Genomic DNA, 18,908 nt, shown 5'->3' with positions numbered 1-18,908 from the left:
GGCCGAACCGGGCGTTTGAGGAGGTTGTCACTTCACAGTGTCAAGCATGGCGTCGTGCCGCGTCAGGATCGGTCATCCCGCGTCCGCGCGCAACACCGGCCCCGCGCAGGGCTGTCAGGTACAATGGGAGCAGCAACCTGCCAATTCGATGACACGCGTGCGCGGCTGGAAACCCTGCGCCTGCGTCAGCCGCGAGAGGGCGCTCGCCAGGTCCTCCGACACGGCCTCGTCCACGCCGCCGCAGCGCTCGCAGATGAGGAACACCACCGGCTCCCCGGGCTTGTGGGTGAAGGGACAGGCGATGAACGCGTTGCGGCTTTCGAGCCGGTGGACGAAGCCGTTCTCGAGCAGGAAATCCAGGGCCCGGTAGATCGTGACGGGCGCATGTCGCTTGTCGCCGCCGGCGGCCAGCGCGTCGATGAGGTCATAGGCACTGGCCGGGCGGTGATTGGCGTAGAGCGCTTCCAAAACCTGCCGCCGGATGGGCGTGAGCCTCAGGCCGCGCGTCTCGCAGGAGGCTTCGGCCTCGTCCAGCGCCGCCGGCACGCGCTCGCTGCGGCCGACCGCGTGCGCGCAGGGACCCTCGTGGTGGTGATGATGGTGCGATCCCCCGGCGGGACCGTGGTCGTGAGCGTGATCGCTGTCCTGCGACATGGCCATCTCCGGCGCCGGCGCGGCGCCTCGCTCTAATCTAGGGGCTCAAGGGCCTTCGCACCACTGTGGGGCAACCATGCCGTCCATGCTGCATTGCAGAAAGACCGGCAAGGTTTATGTTGCACTGCATGATGCGGCTCGTCCCGGCCGACCGGGCGCCGCCCAGTGGAGAACGGGTCATGACTCTCTCAACCTCCCTCAAGGGCCGCAACGCGGTCGTCACCGGCTCGACCTCCGGCATCGGGCTCGCGATCGCCCGGGCACTGGCCGCCGAGGGCGCCAATCTCGTCATCAACGGCCTCGGCAGCGCCGACGAGATCGAGGCCGTGCGTGCGGGAATCGAGAAAGACTTCGGCGTGCGCGTCGTCTACTCGCCGGCCAACATGCTGGCGTCCGACGAGGTGACGGGCATGGTGGCCGATGCCGAGGCGGGTTTCGGATCGGTCGACATCCTGGTCAACAACGCCGGCATCCAGTTCGTGTCGCCCATCGAGGAGTTACCCCTCGCGAAGTGGGACCAGATCATCGCGATCAACCTCTCGGCGGCCTTCTACGCCATCCGGACGGCGGTGCCCGGGATGAAGAGGCGCCGCTGGGGGCGGATCATCTCGACCGCCTCGGCCCATTCGCTCGTGGCCTCGCCGTTCAAGGCCGCCTACGTCACGGCCAAGCACGGGCTCACAGGGCTCACCAAGACGGTGGCGCTTGAGCTCGCCCCCTACGGCGTCACGGTCAACTGCATCTCGCCGGGCTATGTCTGGACCCCGCTCGTCGAGAAGCAGATCCCCGACACGATGAAGACGCGTGGCCTGACGCGCGAGCAGGTGATCGACGACGTGCTGCTCGCCGCCCAGCCCACCAAGCAGTTCGTCACCCCCGAACAGGTGGCGGCCATGGCGGTGTTCCTGGCGAGCGACGCGGCGTCCCAGATCACAGGGAGCAACCTCTCGATCGACGGCGGCTGGACAGCGCAGTGATGTCGGGCGTCAGAGCGGCCGGCCGGCCGAAACCGGTCAACCTCGCCCTCCAGGGTGGCGGCGCCCATGGCGCCTTCACCTGGGGCGTGATCGATGCCCTGCTCGCGGACGGGCGCCTCGCCATTGAGGGCATCTCGGGAACGAGCGCGGGGGCCATGAACGCCGCGGTCATGCTGGGCGGCATCGCCGCCGGAGGCCCAGAAGTGGCCCGCACCAAGCTCGCCGCCTTCTGGCAGGCGGTCAGCGTGGACGGCAACCTCAGCGGCCCGCAGCGCGCGCTCCTCGACGTGTTCCTGGGAGCCTGGGGCCTGGGCGGCGGAAACGGCGCCGGCTGGCTGCCCTTCGCGCCCGTCTTCGCGGCACCGACGACCTTCAACCCGCTCGAGATCAACCCGCTGCGCGACGTCGTGGAGAGCCACATCGACTTCGACGCCGTGCGCCGCTACGACCCCATCAAGCTCTTCATCGCCGCCACCAACGTGCACACCGGAAAGGTCCGCGTGTTCCGCCGCGACGAGATGCGCGCCGACGTGCTGATGGCGTCCGCGGCGCTCCCGACCCTGTTCAAGCCGGTCGAGATCGGCGGCGTCCCCTACTGGGACGGCGGCTACATGGGCAATCCCGTGCTGTTCCCTTTCTTCACCGAGACACAGACCGAGGACATCGTCCTCGTGCAGATCAACCCGATCAAGCGCGACGAGACCCCCGACAACGCCCGCGACATCCTCGAGCGCGTCAACGAGATCACCTTCAACGCGTCCCTGATGCACGAATTCCGCGCCATCGACTTCGTCCGCCGGCTCATCGACGCCGGCCGGCTGAAGGACACCCACTACAAGCGCATCCGCCTGCACCGCATCGACGCCCAGCACGAGCTCGCGGGCCTGGGCGCCGCAACCAAGCTCAAGGCCGACTGGGACTTCTTCCAGCGCCTGCACGAGCTCGGCGTCGCGGCCGGGCGGCGCTTCCTCAAGACCCAATTCGACATGATCGGCGTGGAGGGAACGCTGGACCTGCAGAAGGAACTGGCCTGAGGCCCGTGCCCCAGGCCACCCCTCACGCCACGCCACCCCTCACACCAGGCCGCGCTCCCGGGCCACCGCGGCCGCGTGGGCGCGCGACGTCGCCTCCAGCTTGGCGATGACGGCGGACACGTGGTGGTCCACGGTCTTCGGAGAGATGCCGAGCGCGCGGGCGATGGCCTTGTTGCTGAGGCCACGGTTCAGGTGCTCCAGGATGTCACGCTCGCGCGGCGTCAGCCTGTCCGGCCCGTCGGCGCGGGACGATCGGGCGCGCTGGCCCGGCCGGTCCCGCAGGACGCGGGTCAGGGCGGCCGTCGCCTGCAGGTCCTCGAGGATGGCCATGGCCCGGTCGACGTCCGCATCGGGACGGCACGACAGGAACACCGCGGTCTCGAACGGCATGTCGGCGGGTGGCTCGTCCTCCTGCGACAGGACGCCGTCGGCGTCGGGCGAGAGCACCCGGGCCCAGAACGCCACGTCCCGGTAGAGCGACGCGTTGGGCCGCAGCGAGAGCACCTCGCGCAGGTGGTCCCGGGCCGTCGCCACCCCTTCGCCGGAGATCCAGGCGCGTTCCGCCAGCAGGAGCGCGTAGGTTGCCAGGCGCTGCAGCTCGCGGCCGGCGACCAGGTAGTCCTCCGCCTCGCGCACCAGCTCGCCGGCGGCATCCCCGCGCCGGACCCGCAGCCGGGCCAGGGCCACGCAGGCCGGGAAGCGCGCGAGCGGCGGCGCCATCGGATTGGAGAGGACGCGCTGCGCCCAGGCCGCCGCGTCGTCCCAGCGCCCGATGCGCAGCAGCAGCTCCGCCTGCCAGGCACCCATGTAGTCGCGCCAGGTGTCGAGGTCGCGGTCGGTGCAGTAGCCGATGCCCTCCTCCAGGACCCGACCGGCCGGGATGTGGTCCCGGTCCAGCACCATCACGTAGGCGAGGTTGGTGTAGGCGCGTGCCGCGTGTTCCTGGAGCTCGCCCTGCAGCGCGAGGGCGAGGGCGTCCTCGAGCTCCCGCCTGCCGGCCTGGGGATCGATCCAGTGCCGCGCCGCGCCCATGTTGTTGAGGGCGTGGCTCAGGATGTCCGGTCGATCGAGGCGGCGGGCGAGATCGGCCGCCATCCGCCCGTGCTCCAGCGCCGGCTCGACCTCGTCGGCGAGCATGGCGAGCTGGGACAGGTTGGACCGGGCCATGGCCAGCTCCGGCCCCTCGGGCAGGCTCTCGAGGCAGGCTACCGCCTCCCGCCCATAGGCGTCCGCCGCGGCGCGCTGGCCGGCGAGGTAGTTCAGGCGCGACATCCAACGCAGGCCGTCGCCCTCGCGCAGGCGATCGCCCGTTTCGCGGAAGACGGCCAACGCGCGGACGAGGCACTCCATGGCCTCCGCGATCCGGCCGGTGAGGTGCAGTTCCGTCGCGTACTGGACGAGCCGATTCGCACGGTCCGGCAGCGCGTCGCCGCCCGGCGCCCCGAGGCTTGCCGCCAGGATCGACGCCGCCTCGCGATGCGCACCGACCTGCGAGGCCTGGCGCGCGGCATCGGGCGCGAGATCGTGGATCAATTCGAAATCGCCGGCCTCGCGCGCATGGTGCACCAGGTGCACGGGCGGGGTGTCTCCGCGCCGGAGCAGCAGGTCCAGGACCCGGGCGTTGATGTCGCGGCGGCGGGCCGCGCCGAGCGAGCGTTCCACCACGCGTCGCGCCATCTCGTGCCGGAACTGCACGAAGGGGCCGACTTCGACGAGCAGGCCGGCGCCGATGCAGTCCTGAATGCCTTGCCCGGCGTCCGGCCCCAGCAGCGCCGCGATCGTGGCCGCCTCCACGCGCGACGGGAACACCGACGCCCGGTCGAGGACAGCCCGGGCCGCCGACGCGAGGCGGTCGGCCCGCAGGAGCACGGTGTCCTCGATGCCGGCCGGGGTGGTCTCGGCGCTGCCCGACAGCACGGCTTCGGTGACGAAGAACGCGTTGCCGCCCGTGGCGCGGTGAAGCGCCCTCGGGTCGATCCGTGTGGCGCGCGCCAGTTCGGCCACCGCATCAACGCTGAGAGGGGGCACCTCGATCCGCACCAGCGCCTCGGCGGGAATGTCGGCCACGGCCCGGCGGACCCGCTTTCGCGCCTCGCTGCTCTCGTTGCGCGCCGTCAGGACCATGATGATGCGGGTGCGCGCCACGCGCCGGCCGATGTAGCGCACGAAATCCAGCGTGGCGTCGTCCGCCCAGTGGATGTCCTCGATCGCGATCAGCGTCGGGACCTCGCCCGCCGAGAGGAAGCCGAGGACCTCCGAGAACAGGGCGACGGGGGCCGCGGCGCTGCGGGCCAGCGTCACGTCGGCCTCGCGGGCGAGATCCCACAGGGGTCCCAGCGGCTCGGAGATGGCGAGGTCGTCGCAGGCACTGCGCAGCACGCGGGCACGACCGGCGACCTCGCGGGCGAACGCCTCGATCAGGCTGGTCTTGCCGATCCCGGCCTCGCCAAGCACCGCCACGACACAGCCCTGGCCCGTTGCCGCGGCCTCCAGGCAGCGCGTCAGCCGGTCGAACTCGCTGGATCGCTCGAGGAGCACGGGCCGCCACGACGCTCGGGGTTGCAGGTCGGCGAAGCCTAGCGCGCGGCCTGGTCCTGGGGAACCGCGGCGACCCGGCATGGGGAACCTTCCCCATGCGACCGGCGGGTCCCAGCGGCATCCTGCAAGCATCGCCCCGCCAGGGCGTCCACAAGGAGACCGACGATGCCGCGCTACATGGTCGAACGCACCTTTCCCGACGGCCTGAAGATCCCCGCCGACCCGGCCGGGGCCAAGGCCTGCTCCACGGTCGTGGACCAGAACGCCGAAGGCGGCGTGACCTGGGTTCAGTCCTACGTCTCGCCCGACAAGACCAAGACGTTCTGCATCTACGACGGGCCATCCCCCGAGGCGATCCGCAGCGCCGCCCGGCGCAACGGCCTGCCGGTCGACAGCATCACCGAGGTTCGCGTCCTCGATCCCTACTTCTTCCATTGAGGGTGGCCGGGCGTGGAACCACCGCCGCCGCTTCCGGCTTGGGACAATGATCCCTGTCCGAGATCGGAGACACCCGGTGCGCCGTCGCAGCCTCTTCGCCCTCGCCATCGGCGTCGCGACGGTCGCCCTCCCGGCCGCCGCGCGCGAGGCCAGTACCCCGCGCCAGGCAAGGCTCGATGCGCGAGCCATCAACGCGGCCGCCTGGACCGGCCGCGGCACGCGCGCGGCGGACCCCGCGCTGATCCGCGCCGAGGTGATGCTGGATCGCCTGCGGTTCTCGCCCGGCCAGATCGACGGGCGGGGCGGCGACAACGTGGACCGTGCGGTGGCGGCCTACCAAAAGGCGCAGGGACTGGCCGAAACCGGCAAGCTGGACCGGGCGACCTTCGACCGGCTCACGACGGGGGGGCCGGACGCCGTCGTCAGCTATCGCATCGGCAAGGACGATGTCGCGGGACCATTCACCGCCTCGATCCCCAGCGGCGTCGAGAACCAGGCGAAGCTGAAACGGCTGGGCTATCGCAACGCCGCCGAGGCGCTGGCCGAGCGCTTCCACATGGACGAGCGGCTGCTGCGCACCCTCAATCCCGGGGCGCGGTTCGAGGCCGGCGAGGACATCCTGGTCGCCAACACCGCGCGCGGCCCCGAGGACCAGAAGGCGGAGCGCGTCGAGGTCGACAAGGGCAAGCGCCGCGTCCGGGTGCTCGGCGGCAACGGCATCCTGCTGGCGACCTTCCCCGCCTCGATCGGCAGCGAGGAAAAGCCGGCGCCCTCGGGCTCCTTCGCGGTCAAGGGCGTGGCCCGCAACCCGACCTGGACCTACAACCCGAAATTCGCGTTTCGCGAGGTGAAGGCCAAGCGCGTCCTAAAGCTCCCGCCCGGACCGAACAACCCCGTCGGCGCGGTCTGGATCGACCTCACGGCCGAGACCTACGGGATCCACGGCACGCCGGAGCCGCGCATGATCGGCAGGAGCTTCTCGCACGGCTGCGTGCGTCTGACGAACTGGGACGCTCTCGACCTTGCCAGCCTCGTGAAACCGGGCACGCCGGTCGACTTCATCGAGTAATCGACCCCCGCGGCGTCATCGAAAATCGCTCTTCGCATCAGTCACATAGGCTGCTGGCGGGCGGTGCCGCGCGTCACTTGTTAAGTAATTGTTAATATGCAACCGTAGGTCGCCTTTGCCGCTCCACGGGTTCGCCGTGGAGCTGCGGGACCGTTCGGTTGCGGTGTTTCGCCGGCGGGGTCGGGCGCGTCCAGGGGCGCGGCTCTCGGATCCCCGGTTTCCGGCTCCTCCCGCAACCGCGCGCCACGCCGACGAGCCCGCGGACGGGACGAGAGGAAGGGGACCCCCAATGGCGCATTTCTTGAAGCCCAAGAACGCCGGCAAGGAAGGCTTCAAGCAGCGCGCCGACGGTGTCCTCACCGCCATGAGCATCAAGGCCTTCGACAAGAGCAAGGACGTCGTGCTCTGGGGCGGCGGCAACGGTGGAGAGGTGCTGAGCCTTGTTGCCTACAACAACAAGGGAAAGCTGATGGCCAACTGCTACCTCGTCGGCCAGGAGAAGCATGCCTACGACCCCGACGGAGACCACCTCTGGTACAATATCTATCGTGTGATCCCGTATGACGCGCACGAGGGCACGGGGACGCTCACCGCCGTGGACAAGAAGGGCATGCCGTTCGCGCGCATCGCGCTCTCGATTGAGAAAGGCGGCGTCGACGTGAAACTGGCGTCGGGCGGCACGTTTGCCCCTGCCCAGGAGGCCTCCGTCGACATCAGCAGCTTCGCGTCCTTTCGCATGAAGACGGCGAAGAAGGGCGAGACGCTCCGGGTCAGCACCGCCTTCGCGACGGTGGCGAAGATGCGTTTCGAGGTGACGCGTGCCGGCACGACGTTCCACGTCGGCGCCTGCGTGCCCGAGGGCACCGTCGACTTCACCAAGGCCTACATCTTCTTCCATCCCGATACGATGGAGCCCAAGGACACTCCGAACTACGCCAAGTTCACCGGCCGCTGGACGAGTGTCGAGCGCTACACCTCGATCATGGGCGTTCAGGGAGGACAGGTCAGGAAGACGGTCGTCCTCATCCCGTTCATGACCATCGAATCCCGCTCCAACCAGGGCAACACCAACGTCTTCGGCGACCATGGGCTCGAGACCCTCGACGCGATCCTGCATGCCTGCGCGACGGCCGTGAAGCGAGAGGTCACCGGACCCGTCAACCGGGTCGGAGTGCTGAGCTACAGCTCCGGCATCCAGCATCTCGTCCGCTTTGCCAACAAGCTTGGCGGGACCGGCATCATCCGGGAGCAGTTCGACCTGGACGGCCCGCACTGGAAAGCCAAGCACAACTCCGCGCCGAAACTGAAAAGCGCGAAGAACGTCACGGTCTCGCAGGACGGTCCCACGGATCCGTCCGTGGAATGGATCCACCTGCATGCCGGCACCTGGACCTCGACGGCCTACGGGCCGCCCACCGACCACATGGCGCTGCACGAGAACATCGGGAAGCTGACCGCGCGCGCCCTCATCGCCGGGAGCGTGATGTCCTGATCCGGCGCACTATGGCGGCAGCCGCCACACCGTCGTGCGCTTGACCTCGTTGTCCTCCAGTTCCCGCGTCGTCGGCACCTGGTACACGGCAAGTTCTTCCAGCCGCTCGCGCGGCAGGTAGGACCGGCCGGGGTCGCCCACCAGCACCCGCGCGCCGCGCGAGGCCAGGAGGCCGAGCCAGTCCGTGACGGCTCTGGCCATGTCGCGCTCGTAGCAGACGTCGCCGGCCAGGACGACGTCCCAGCCGCGGTCCAGGCCCACCACGTCCTCCAGGGTCGCATGGACCTCGACGCCGTTCGCCGCGGCGTTCACCCCGGCGGCCGCCACGGCGAAGCCATCGATGTCGGTCGCCTCGACGCGCGCCGCGCCCGCCCGGGCCGCGGCGATGGCCACGAGCCCGGATCCGGTGGCGAAGTCGAGCACCCGCCGCCCGGCCACCTCACCCGGATGATCGAGGACGTAGCGGGCGAGAGCCTGACCTCCGGCCCAGGCAAAGGCCCAGAAGGGTGGCGGCAGACCGATCTCGCCCAGCTCCTCCTCGGTTTTCTGCCACAGCGGCGTGGCCTCCGTGGCGACGTGCAGCACGAGTTCGGGCGTATGCGGGGGCGGCAATGGGCGGGTGTGGGACAGGATGAACCCGACGGGGTCCTCGATCATGGCTTGCCGCGTCCCCTGCGCGTCAGTCGCTTGCGCGCCTTGCGCTCCAGGCCCGACGCCGGCCCGTGCCAGCGCGCGTGAAGGCGCACCGCCTCGCGCTCGAGCCGTCGCTGGCGCCGGGCCAACGCCGCGAGCACGGCCTTGCCCACCGGTGCGGGCGGGGACGACGCGGCGATCCGGTGCGCCAGCAGGGCCAGGTCGTGGTGCTCGCCCAGCGCCGCGCGCAGGCGATCGAGGCCGCGCAGCCGGCCCGCGAAGCCTCCGCCCGCCGCGGCCAGCGCCTCGACTTGCACGAGCACCCGCACCACACTCGTCCGGGCATCGTGAAGGGCTTCCGCGTCGCCCAGGGCCAGGGCCTCGGCCAGCGCGCGCCGGGCACGGCGGTGCCAGCGGCCGAGCGATAGCGCGAGGTCGTCCGGCGTTCGCGGCCAGGACAGGCCCGCGAGCCGGGTCTCGATCGCGGCGATCGCGCGGCGCTGCCGGGCGGCGCCCTGCCGGTTGATCTCGCCACGCGCGGCCGCGGCGTGAGCCGTCTGCGCGAGGGAGGCCAGCCACGCGGCCGCCTCGCCCTTGCAGCGGCCGGCCAGACCGTCGGCCGTGCGGGCGGCGACCCGCTCGTCGCGGGCGGGGGCGAGATGATCGGCGAGGGATTTCAGGCTTCGGTCGAGGACGGCGATGTCGCCCGAGCGTGCTTCGCGGTCCGGCCAGGCCAGGCGCAGGAGGCCGCGCATGCTCTTGACGTGGCGCCGGGCCCGGTGGACGGCGCGCTCACGGTCGTCCTTGCGCGCCAGGTCCTCTCGCAGCGTCGCGAAGTGGAGGCGCAGGAGAGCCGCGAGATCCTGTGTCCCCCGACCGGGCCGGCTGGTCGGCTCGGCGGACGGTCGGTGGGCGGGGCGGGCTGCCAAGCATCGGGCTCCGGATGTCGCCCGTCATGAAAGCATGGGGAGGCCGGGGCGGCAAACGCCGCACGGGGCGGGGAGACGGACTCAGCCGGAGAAGAAGCCGGTCTTGATGCCGATGACGGTGGTGGAGGCGAGCACCGTCGCCGCCATGTGGAGCGTGACGCCGCGCGGCGCCGAAAGGGGGAAGGGGCGATGGGCAGGCTCGCGACGACGGGCCAGCGCGCTCACCCGCGCGTAACGACGATCGTCCTTCAGGCAGGCCCGCAGCAGGGCCGCACCGGCGCGGTCCTTGTCGAGGATCTCGGCGGTCATAACGGTCATGGCGAGCTCCCTTGTTCTGGTCACGCTCGCACAGTCGTTTGCCAATCCGGCCCGCGAAGGGCCGCACCTTGGCGGGAATCCGGCTTTTTCGCCGCACCGTCACCGCAATTGAAAGGGCGGTGGATCAGCTCCTCACGTCGCCGAAACGGCGCGCCAGATCGAAGCCGTAGCCCAGCGGATCCTCCGGCTCGATCACGAAGGTGCCGCGCCCGGCGTAGTAGGCCATGCCGCTCACCTCGACGCGGACGGCGCCGGCGAGCGTGGGATCAGCCCGGGTCACGCGACCGCTGAACGGCTCGCCGGAAATGCCGCGGAACACCCGGCCCTGGCCCAGCCCCACCAGGCCTCGGGCGTGGTCGAGCGCCATCCGTGCCGTGACGCCGGACCCGGTCGGGCTGCGGTCGATCTGGCGCTCGGCAAAGACGCACAGGTTCCAGCTTTCCTCGCCGGCCGGGGCATCGTCGGTGAAGATCGTGCCGTAGAGGAAGCCGAGGTCCGGCTCGGTGGGATGCCGGATCGTCATGCCGGAGCGGATCGTGTCCGTCAGCGCCCCGGCTGCCGCCACCAGGTCCTCGACCGGTGCGGCGAAGAAGTCGAGCCCCATCCGCGAGGAGGGCAGGATGGCGTAGTAGGCGCCGCCATAGGCGATGTCGCACAGAACCCGTCCGAAGCCCTCCACCGCCACCGACAGGTCACGGGCATGGACGAATGCCGGCACGCTCTCGAAGGCCACGTTGGTGACCTTGCCGTCCTGCACCGCGCAGGAGAGGGCGAGCGGCCCGCAGGGAGCCTCGATGGTGAAGCGCGTGATCGGCTCGACGACGGGCACGAGCTTGGCGTCGACCACGTAGCGGCCGAGCGCCACGGTGGCGTGCCCGCACATGGTCGAATAGCCCTCGTTGTGCGTGAACAGCACCGCCATGGCCGAGGCCGGCAGGGCCGGCCGGACGGGGATGACCCCGTACATCCCCGCGTGGCCGCGGGGCTCCAGCATCATCGCGCGCCGCAGCCGGTCGAAGCGGCCTTTGGCGTCGCGACGCTGCTCCAGGACGGTCTCGCCGGCGAGATCGGGATAGCCCCGCGTGACGATTCTGACCGGTTCCCCGGCCGTGTGCATGTCGACATAGTCGAGTTCGAGACGGCGGGGGACGGGGTCATGAATCGGCATGCCCGCGATTTAGCCGACCCGGCCGCCGCGCGGCAACGGTTCAGGCGCCCGGCGCCTCCATAAAAAGGCTGCGGGCGGCCTTGGTCTGCTCGACGACGAAGTCCGCGGTGGCCCGCACGCGGGCGACGTCGCGCAGCTCCGCATGGACGATCAGCCAGAAGGTGCGGGTCAGCGACACGTCGTCGGCGAGCACGGGCACGAGGTCGTGTCGCCCGCGCACGACGAAGGCGGGCAGCACGCACAGCCCGGCGCCGGCCGCCGTCGCCTCGATCTGCGCGACCAGGCTGGACAGCTGGACGCGCGGGCGCAGGCCCCTGCACACCTCGTCCAGGTAGTCGAGCTCGGGCATGAAGATCAGGTCGTCGATGTAACCGATGAGCCGGTGCTCGAAGAGGTCGTCCCGGGCGCGGATGGGCGCGTGTCCGGCCACGTAGCCCGGCGAGGCATAGAGGCCCAGCCTGTAGTCGGTCAGCTTGCGGGCGACCACGCGGCCCTCCTTGGGCGGGCCGAGCGCGATGGCGATGTCGGCCTCGCGCTTGGAGAGCGACAGGAGCCTGGGCATCGCGACGAGCTGCAGCTCGAGCCCAGGGTGGCGCTCGGCCAGGGCGCCGAGGCGGGGCGCGAGGAAGAGGCTGCCGAACCCGTCGGGCGCGCCCACCCGCACCGTGCCGGAGAGGGCGAGATCGGCCCCGCCGATGTCGGCGGAGGCGGCCATGGCCGCGGTCTCGATGGCCTCGGCCGCGCTCACCAGCCGCTCGCCGTGGGCGGTCAGCACGTAGCCCTGGGGGCGGCGATCGAACAGCGTCGTCTTGAGGGCGCTCTCCAGCGCGGTGACGCGGCGGCTGACCGTGGCGTGGTCGGCGCCGAGCCGCCTGGCGGCCACCGTGAGGCGACCGGCTCTTGCAACGGCCAGGAAAAAGCGCAAGTCATCCCAGTCGAAGTGGCTCACGGTCACCTCCCCGGCGCGGCTGTCCCATCAGCCGATCCGGGATCGATATGGGGATTTTCGCACCGCAACGTGCCCAAATTTCCCATGGCCGTGCGCCGATGGCAATGCTAACGCAACGCCACGAACCAGGATCTCGGCCGCCGCGCGCGGCCGGCAAGCGGGAGGACCTCGATGGTCGCTGAACTCACCCATTTCATTGGCGGAAAGCACGTCGCCGGCAAATCCGGCCGCTTCACCGACGCCTACTGGCCCATGACGGGCGAGGTCGCCTCTCGCGTGCCGCTGGCCTCGACCGCCGAGGTTCGCGCCGCCGTCGAGAATGCCAAGGCCGCGCAGCCGGCCTGGGCCGCGACCAACCCGCAGCGCCGCGCCCGCGTGCTGATGAAGTTCCTCGAGCTCGTCGCCCGCGACTACGACTCGCTCGCCGAAATCCTCGCCAAGGAGCACGGCAAGACGATCGCCGATGCCAAGGGCGACATCCAGCGCGGCCTCGAGGTCGTCGAGTTCTGCATCGGCGCGCCGCACCTGATGAAGGGCGAGTACACCGAAGGCGCCGGCCCCGGCATCGACATCTACTCGATGCGCCAGCCGCTCGGCGTCGTCGCCGGCATCACCCCGTTCAACTTCCCGGCCATGATCCCGCTGTGGAAGTGCGGCCCGGCCATCGCCGCCGGCAACGCCTTCATCCTGAAGCCGTCCGAGCGCGACCCCTCCGTGCCGCTGCGCATCGCCGAGCTGTTCCTCGAGGCGGGCCTGCCGCCCGGCATCCTCAACGTCGTCAACGGCGACAAGGAAGCGGTCGACGCCATTCTCGACGACCCGGACATCAAGGCCGTGGGCTTCGTCGGATCGACCCCGATCGCCGAATACGTCTATTCGCGCGGCTGCGCGGCCGGCAAGCGCGTGCAGTGCTTCGGCGGCGCCAAGAACCACATGATCATCATGCCCGACGCCGACATGGACCAGGCCGTCGACGCGCTGATCGGCGCGGGCTACGGCTCGGCCGGCGAGCGCTGCATGGCCATCTCCGTGGCGGTGCCGGTCGGCAAGGCTGCCGCGGACGCGCTGATCGAGAAGCTGATCCCCCGCGTCGAGTCGCTCAAGGTCGGCCCGTCCACGGACCCGTCCGCCGACTTCGGCCCGCTCGTCACGAAGGCGCACCTGGACAAGGTGAAGTCCTACGTCGACCTCGGCGTGAAGGAAGGCGCGACGCTGAAGGTCGACGGCCGCGGCTTCACCATGCAGGGCTACGAGAACGGCTTCTACATGGGCGGATGCCTGTTCGACGACGTGACCAAGGACATGCGCATCTACAAGGAGGAGATCTTCGGACCGGTCCTCTCCGTGGTGCGCGCCAAGGCCTATGACGAGGCGCTCGCGCTCGCCAACGACCACGAATACGGCAACGGCGTCGCGATCTTCACCCGCGACGGCGACGCGGCCCGCGACTTCGCGGCCAAGGTCCAGGTCGGCATGGTCGGCATCAACGTGCCGATCCCGGTTCCGATCGCCTACTACACCTTCGGCGGCTGGAAGCGCTCGGGCTTCGGCGACCTGAACCAGCACGGCGGGGACGCCTTCCGCTTCTACACCAAGACCAAGACGGTCACCTCGCGCTGGCCGTCCGGCATCAAGGACGGCGCCGAGTTCGTCATCCCGACGATGCGCTGACGAGACAGACGGGGCCGCCTCCACTCGGAGGGCGGCCCCTTCCGTGTCTCGATCCAAAATGATATCGTTCGCGATATCGTGACGCGGAGATCGGCTATGGCGGACTTCTTGCTGCGCAATATCGACGATGACGTCATGGACACGTTCAAGCGTCGTGCCCAAATCAAGGGCCACTCGCTTCAGCAGGAGCTTGCAGAGGTCATCAGGACAGCTGCGAGGCCGACGCGAGACGAAATCCTGCGATTGTTCGAGGAGTTCGATTCGCTCGGCGACGGTATCCCAGCCGATGTCGATATCGTCGAACTGATCCGCGAGGAGAGAGAAGGTCGCGGATGGAGGTGATTGACGCCAACAGCGTGCTTCATGCCTTCTCGCAGGGCGTGCTCCGACAGCCAGGCCGTTTGGTCCTGTCCAGTGGCGCTTCGTTCCTTGCACCCGACATCTTCGAGGGCGAATGCGCCAATGCTCTGACGAGATTGGTCAGAGTTCGACAGATGCAGGAGATGGCGGCACGCAAAGCTCTGGTCACGATCCGGCGTGTCATCGGGGTCGTCTTCGCGACGTCGGGCTTGGTCGATAGAGCCTTCGATCGATCGCTCAGCCTCAACCATAGCGTCTTCGACTGCCTTTACCTCGAGGGTGCGCGAGACCACGGGACCAGGCTCATCACCGCGGACGAACGACTGATCACCAAGCTCCGCGGCACGCCCGACGCAAATCTTGTCGTTCACCTCGCCGACTGGCGCCCCGGAATCTCGTCATGACCCTCTTCGCCCTCACCGAGGACCACATCGCCGTCCGCGACATGGCCCGCGAATTCGCGGCCGACCGGATGGCGCCGCATGCGGTGGAGTGGGACGAGCAGAAACACTTCCCGGTCGACGTGATGCGCGAGGCCGCCGCGCTCGGCATGGGCGGCATCTACGTCCGCGACGACGTCGGCGGCTCCGGCATGACGCGCCTCGACGCGGCGCTGATCTTCGAGGCGCTGGCCACCGGCTGCCCGACCGTGTCGGCCTTCATCTCCATCCACAACATGGCGGCGTGGATGATCGACCGCTTCGGCTCGGACGAGCAGCGCGCGCGCTGGCTACCGGGCCTGTGCACGATGGATCTCATCGCCAGCTACTGCCTGACCGAGCCGGGCGCCGGCTCCGACGCCGCCGCGCTGAAGACGCGGGCGCGCCGCGACGGCGACGACTACGTGCTCGACGGCGTGAAGCAGTTCATCTCCGGCGCCGGCGTCTCCGACGTCTACGTGGTGATGGTGCGCACCGGGGAGGGCGGCGCCGCGGGCGTCTCGACCATCGTGGTCGAGAAGGGCACGCCGGGCCTTTCCTTCGGCGCCAACGAGAAGAAGATGGGCTGGAACGCGCAGCCCACCCGCCAGGTGATCTTCGAGAACTGCCGGGTGCCGGCCGCCAACCGGATCGGGCCCGAGGGCATCGGCTTCAAGATCGCGATGGCCGGCCTCGACGGCGGGCGCCTGAACATCTCGGCCTGCTCGCTCGGCGGCGCCCAGGCGGCGCTCGACAAGTCGGTCGCCTACATGGCCGAGCGCACCGCGTTCGGAAAGCGCCTGCAGGACTTCCAGGCGCTGCAGTTCCGCCTCGCCGACATGGCGACCGAGCTCGAGGCGGCGCGGACCTTCCTGTGGCGCGCGGCCGCGGCCCTGGACGCCAAGGACCCGCAGGCGACCCAGCTCTGCGCCATGGCCAAGCGCTTCGGCACGGACGTGGGCTTCCAGGTCGCCAACGACGCCCTGCAGCTGCACGGTGGCTACGGCTACCTCGCCGACTACGGCATCGAGAAGATCGTGCGGGACCTGCGCGTCCACCAGATCCTCGAAGGCACCAACGAGATCATGCGCCTGATCGTCGCCCGCGGCCTCGTCGGCCGGGGCCAGGGCAGCAACACCTGACATCCTAGGGAGACCACCATGGCCACCATCGCCTTCATCGGCCTCGGCAACATGGGCGCGCCGATGAGCGCCAACCTCGTCAAGGCGGGCCACGCCGTCACGGGTTTCGACCTGGTGCCGGCCAACGTCGAGGCCGCCGTGAAGGGCGGCGCCAAGGCGGCCGCCTCGGCGGCCGAGACGGTGCGCGGGGCGGACGTGGTCGTGACCATGCTGCCGGCCGGCAAGCACGTGCTCGCCGTGTGGGGCGACGTGCTCGGCCAAGCGAAGGCCGGCGCGCTCTTCATCGACAGCTCGACCATCGACGTCGACAGCGCCCGCCAGGCACACGCCGCGGCCGAGAAGGCCGGCATGCTCTCCATCGACGCGCCGGTCTCCGGCGGCGTGGGCGGCGCCACGGCGGGCACGCTCACCTTCATGTGCGGCGGCAGCGACGCGGCTTTCGCGGCCGCCAAGCCGCTGCTCGAGGCCATGGGCCGCAAGGTCGTGCATTGCGGCGGCGCGGGCGCGGGCCAGGCCGCCAAGATCTGCAACAACATGATCCTCGGCATCTCGATGATCGGCGTCAGCGAGGCCTTCGTGCTCGCCGAGAAGCTGGGCCTCTCGCACCAGGCGCTGTTCGACGTGGCCTCCACCTCCTCGGGCCAGTGCTGGTCGCTCACGACCTACTGCCCGGTGCCCGGCCCCGTCCCCACCAGCCCGGCCAACAACGCCTACAAGCCCGGCTTTGCCGCCGCGCTCATGCTGAAGGACCTGAAGCTCTCGCAGGACGCGGCCTCGGCCTCGGGCGCCACGACGCCGCTCGGTGCGCACGCCGCGAAGATCTACGAGGCATTCGCCGGCGACGGTTTCGAGGGCAAGGACTTCTCCGGGATCGTCGAGTACCTGCGCTCGGGCAAGGGCGCCTGAGGCGACCTGCCAGGCCTCCAGCAAGGCTCAAACCCCTTCGCGCGTCCTGCCCGGGCTCGGCCCGGGCATCCACGACTTTGCCGGGGCCGTCCTGAAGTCGTGGGTGGCCGGGCCAAGCCCGGCCATGACGGCGGAGAGATGCAGGATCAATCCCGGCGATCGCTCACCACACCAGCTTCACCAGCCCGACGACCACAAGGTAGCGCGCGAGCTTGGCCACCGCGACGACCGCGGTGAAGAGCCACAAGGGCGTGCGGAACACGCCGGCGATGGCGGTCAGCGGGTCGCCGATGATCGGCGCCCAGGACAGCAGCAGCGACCACACGCCCCATCGGGCGTACCAGGCCTCGTAGCGGGCGAACTGCGCCTCGGGGATGGGGAAGCGCGGGTGGTGGCGCCAGTGGGCGAAGAACCGGCCCAGCGCCCAGTTCACGCAGGAGCCCAGCGTGTTGCCGAGGGTCGCCACCGCGACCGCGGGCACGACGACCGTCCGGTCGCTCGCCAGCAGCGCGGCGAGCGCCGCCTCGGAGGAGCCGGGGAGCAGGGTCGCCGACAGGAAGGCGGCCAGGAACAGGCCGGCGAGGGCGAGCATGGAGGACGGGTCACCGCGAAAGGCGCTCCCGTCTTGCGGGCGCGGCCATCCCATAGCTTAATCGCCGCCCGCGACAAACCGGCGGCCCCAGCGAGGCCGCGCACATGAGGGAGGCCCCATGCCCGTCATTCTCGCCATCGACCAGGGCACCACCTCCTCGCGCGCCATCGTCTTCCGCGCCGACGCCTCGATCGCGGCCGTGGCGCAGCAGGAATTCCCGCAGCATTTCCCCGCGTCGGGCTGGGTCGAGCACGAGGCCGAGGACCTGTGGTCGACGACCCTCGCCGTCTGCCGCGAGGCCATGGCCAAGGCCGGCGTCACGGCCGCCGAGGTGGCGGCCATCGGCATCACCAACCAGCGCGAGACGACGGTGGTCTGGGACCGGGCGACCGGCAAGGCCGTGCACCGGGCCATCGTCTGGCAGGACCGGCGCACGTCCGAAATCTGCGCCGGCCTGAAGCGCGGCGGGCACGAGGCGCTGGTCACGGCCAGGACCGGCCTGCTGCTCGACCCCTACTTCTCCGGCACCAAAGTCGCCTGGATCCTGGACAACGTGCCGGGCGCCAGGGCCCGGGCCGAGCGCGGCGAACTCGCCTTCGGCACCGTCGACAGCTTCCTGCTGTGGCGTCTCACCGGCGGCGCCGTGCACGCCACCGACGCGACCAACGCCTCGCGCACCCTGCTCTACGACATCCACCGCGGCACCTGGGACGACGAGCTCCTCGCCCTGCTGCGGGTGCCCCGCGCGATGCTGCCCGACGTGCGCGACTGCTCGGGCGAGTTCGGCACCACCGTGCCGGACCTTCTGGGCGGCGCCATCGCGGTGCGCGGCATCGCCGGCGACCAGCAGGCGGCGACCGTGGGCCAGGCCTGCTTCGAGCCCGGCATGATGAAGTCGACCTACGGGACGGGCTGCTTCGCGCTGCTCAACACCGGCGACGCGCCGGTCGCCTCGCGCAACAAGCTCCTCACCACCGTGGCCTACCAGCTCGGTGGCAAGCGCACCTATGCGCTGGAAGGCTCCATCTTCATCGCCGGTGCCGCCGTGCAGTGGCTGCGCGACGGGCTCGGCATCATCAAATCGGCCTCGGAAAGCGGGCCCCTGGCCGAACAGGCCGATCCGGCCCAGTCCGTCTACCTCGTTCCGGCCTTCGTCGGCCTCGGCGCGCCCTACTGGGACGCCGACTGCCGCGGCGCGATGTTCGGTCTGACGCGCGGCACCGGGCCGAAGGAGATCGCGCAGGCGGCGCTGGAAGCCGTCTGCTACCAGACGCTCGACCTGCTGGACGCCATGCGCTCGGATTGGCCCGGCGCCTCGGACGCCCAGACGGTGCTGCGGGTCGACGGCGGCATGGTCGCGTCCGACTGGACCATGCAGCGCCTCGCCGACATCCTCGGCTCGCAGGTCGACCGTCCGGTCGTGAAGGAGACGACCGCACTGGGCGCGGCCTATCTCGCCGGGCTGTCGGCGGGCGTCTATCCCGATCCCGAGCGCTTCGCCGACCTCTGGCGGCTGGAAAACCGCTTCACGCCCTCGATGAGCGCCGCCGTGCGCGACCGCAAGGTTGCGGGTTGGCGGGATGCGGTCGGGCGGACGTTGTCGATGAGGCAGTAGGGTT

Annotated in this window: 19 protein-coding genes; 11 read left to right on the top strand and 8 right to left on the bottom strand. The window is 70.3% G+C overall.

Going from position 1 to position 18,908, the window contains the following annotated elements; all coding sequences use genetic code 11:
* Positions 1–114 precede the first annotated feature (114 nt).
* Positions 115–654, bottom strand: coding sequence for a transcriptional repressor (locus tag Q0Q47_RS05665; protein WP_293855680.1), 540 nt, complete (start codon positions 652–654; stop codon positions 115–117).
* A gap of 179 nt (positions 655–833) precedes the next feature.
* Between Q0Q47_RS05665 and Q0Q47_RS05660 the strand changes: the two genes are divergently transcribed.
* Both Q0Q47_RS05660 and Q0Q47_RS05655 read left to right on the top strand, forming a co-directional pair.
* Complete coding sequence (locus Q0Q47_RS05660) at positions 834–1,631, top strand: 3-hydroxybutyrate dehydrogenase (protein WP_293855677.1); 798 nt, start codon at positions 834–836, stop codon at positions 1,629–1,631.
* Positions 1,631–2,665 (top strand): patatin-like phospholipase family protein, encoded by a 1,035-nt coding sequence (locus Q0Q47_RS05655; RefSeq protein ID WP_293855674.1) that lies wholly within the window; start codon positions 1,631–1,633, stop codon positions 2,663–2,665. Before Q0Q47_RS05660 ends, Q0Q47_RS05655 begins: the two co-directional genes overlap by 1 nt.
* A gap of 39 nt (positions 2,666–2,704) precedes the next feature.
* On the opposite strand, the gene Q0Q47_RS05650 is transcribed toward Q0Q47_RS05655, so the two are convergent.
* A complete protein-coding gene (locus Q0Q47_RS05650) occupies positions 2,705–5,203 on the bottom strand; it encodes an AAA family ATPase (RefSeq protein WP_293855671.1) in 2,499 nt (832 codons plus the stop codon).
* A gap of 165 nt (positions 5,204–5,368) precedes the next feature.
* Here Q0Q47_RS05650 and Q0Q47_RS05645 point away from each other — a divergent pair, with 165 nt between their 5' ends.
* The 3 genes from Q0Q47_RS05645 to Q0Q47_RS05635 all read left to right on the top strand — a co-directional run bounded on the left by Q0Q47_RS05645 (position 5,369) and on the right by Q0Q47_RS05635 (position 8,202).
* Positions 5,369–5,641 (top strand): DUF4242 domain-containing protein, encoded by a 273-nt coding sequence (locus Q0Q47_RS05645; RefSeq protein WP_293855668.1) that lies wholly within the window; start codon positions 5,369–5,371, stop codon positions 5,639–5,641.
* A 76-nt stretch (positions 5,642–5,717) separates the two neighbouring features.
* Positions 5,718–6,710: a L,D-transpeptidase gene (locus Q0Q47_RS05640; protein ID WP_293855665.1), complete on the top strand. Its 993-nt coding sequence runs from the start codon at positions 5,718–5,720 to the stop codon at positions 6,708–6,710.
* Between the two features lie 289 nt (positions 6,711–6,999).
* Positions 7,000–8,202, top strand: a complete 1,203-nt coding sequence (locus Q0Q47_RS05635) for a hypothetical protein (RefSeq protein WP_293855662.1) — start codon at positions 7,000–7,002, stop codon at positions 8,200–8,202.
* 9 nt (positions 8,203–8,211) lie between these two features.
* Here Q0Q47_RS05635 and Q0Q47_RS05630 read toward each other — a convergent pair whose 3' ends face one another.
* The 5 genes from Q0Q47_RS05630 to Q0Q47_RS05610 form a co-directional block, all read right to left on the bottom strand.
* On the bottom strand, positions 8,212–8,859 hold the full coding sequence (locus Q0Q47_RS05630; protein WP_293855659.1) for a methyltransferase: 648 nt from the start codon (positions 8,857–8,859) through the stop codon (positions 8,212–8,214).
* Positions 8,856–9,764, bottom strand: a complete 909-nt coding sequence (locus Q0Q47_RS05625) for a CHAD domain-containing protein (RefSeq protein WP_293855656.1) — start codon at positions 9,762–9,764, stop codon at positions 8,856–8,858. The genes Q0Q47_RS05630 and Q0Q47_RS05625 overlap by 4 nt, the downstream gene beginning before the upstream one ends.
* Before the next feature lie 81 nt (positions 9,765–9,845).
* The gene (locus Q0Q47_RS05620) at positions 9,846–10,082 is read right to left on the bottom strand and encodes a hypothetical protein (RefSeq protein ID WP_293855653.1); all 237 of its coding nucleotides are present in this window, start codon (positions 10,080–10,082) and stop codon (positions 9,846–9,848) included.
* A 124-nt stretch (positions 10,083–10,206) separates the two neighbouring features.
* Positions 10,207–11,250: a proline racemase family protein gene (locus tag Q0Q47_RS05615; protein ID WP_293855650.1), complete on the bottom strand. Its 1,044-nt coding sequence runs from the start codon at positions 11,248–11,250 to the stop codon at positions 10,207–10,209.
* Between the two features lie 40 nt (positions 11,251–11,290).
* Positions 11,291–12,199: a LysR family transcriptional regulator gene (locus Q0Q47_RS05610; protein ID WP_293855647.1), complete on the bottom strand. Its 909-nt coding sequence runs from the start codon at positions 12,197–12,199 to the stop codon at positions 11,291–11,293.
* A gap of 171 nt (positions 12,200–12,370) precedes the next feature.
* Here Q0Q47_RS05610 and Q0Q47_RS05605 point away from each other — a divergent pair, with 171 nt between their 5' ends.
* The 5 genes from Q0Q47_RS05605 to mmsB all read left to right on the top strand — a co-directional run bounded on the left by Q0Q47_RS05605 (position 12,371) and on the right by mmsB (position 16,697).
* Positions 12,371–13,870, top strand: coding sequence for a CoA-acylating methylmalonate-semialdehyde dehydrogenase (locus Q0Q47_RS05605; RefSeq protein ID WP_293855644.1), 1,500 nt, complete (start codon positions 12,371–12,373; stop codon positions 13,868–13,870).
* A 96-nt stretch (positions 13,871–13,966) separates the two neighbouring features.
* Positions 13,967–14,212 carry a hypothetical protein gene (locus tag Q0Q47_RS05600; protein WP_293855642.1) on the top strand — a complete coding sequence of 82 codons (246 nt, stop codon included), beginning with the start codon at positions 13,967–13,969 and terminating at the stop codon, positions 14,210–14,212.
* The gene (locus Q0Q47_RS05595; RefSeq protein WP_293855639.1) at positions 14,203–14,634 is read left to right on the top strand and encodes a type II toxin-antitoxin system VapC family toxin; all 432 of its coding nucleotides are present in this window, start codon (positions 14,203–14,205) and stop codon (positions 14,632–14,634) included. The genes Q0Q47_RS05600 and Q0Q47_RS05595 overlap by 10 nt, the downstream gene beginning before the upstream one ends.
* The gene (locus Q0Q47_RS05590) at positions 14,631–15,791 is read left to right on the top strand and encodes an isobutyryl-CoA dehydrogenase (RefSeq protein WP_293855636.1); all 1,161 of its coding nucleotides are present in this window, start codon (positions 14,631–14,633) and stop codon (positions 15,789–15,791) included. The genes Q0Q47_RS05595 and Q0Q47_RS05590 overlap by 4 nt, the downstream gene beginning before the upstream one ends.
* Before the next feature lie 18 nt (positions 15,792–15,809).
* Positions 15,810–16,697 carry a 3-hydroxyisobutyrate dehydrogenase gene (mmsB, locus tag Q0Q47_RS05585; RefSeq protein ID WP_293855633.1) on the top strand — a complete coding sequence of 296 codons (888 nt, stop codon included), beginning with the start codon at positions 15,810–15,812 and terminating at the stop codon, positions 16,695–16,697.
* A 163-nt stretch (positions 16,698–16,860) separates the two neighbouring features.
* Here mmsB and Q0Q47_RS05580 read toward each other — a convergent pair whose 3' ends face one another.
* Positions 16,861–17,289, bottom strand: a complete 429-nt coding sequence (locus Q0Q47_RS05580) for a VTT domain-containing protein (RefSeq protein ID WP_293855630.1) — start codon at positions 17,287–17,289, stop codon at positions 16,861–16,863.
* Positions 17,290–17,407: 118 nt separating this feature from the next.
* On the opposite strand from Q0Q47_RS05580, the gene glpK reads away from it, so the two are divergent.
* Complete coding sequence (gene glpK / locus Q0Q47_RS05575) at positions 17,408–18,904, top strand: glycerol kinase GlpK (protein WP_293855627.1); 1,497 nt, start codon at positions 17,408–17,410, stop codon at positions 18,902–18,904.
* Positions 18,905–18,908 lie beyond the last annotated feature (4 nt).

It is taken from the genome of uncultured Alsobacter sp. (genome assembly GCF_945952055.1).
Taxonomy (GTDB): domain Bacteria; phylum Pseudomonadota; class Alphaproteobacteria; order Rhizobiales; family Beijerinckiaceae; genus Alsobacter.
The sequence above is the reverse complement of the archived record's forward strand: the minus strand, read 5'-3'. Positions and strand labels throughout refer to the sequence as shown.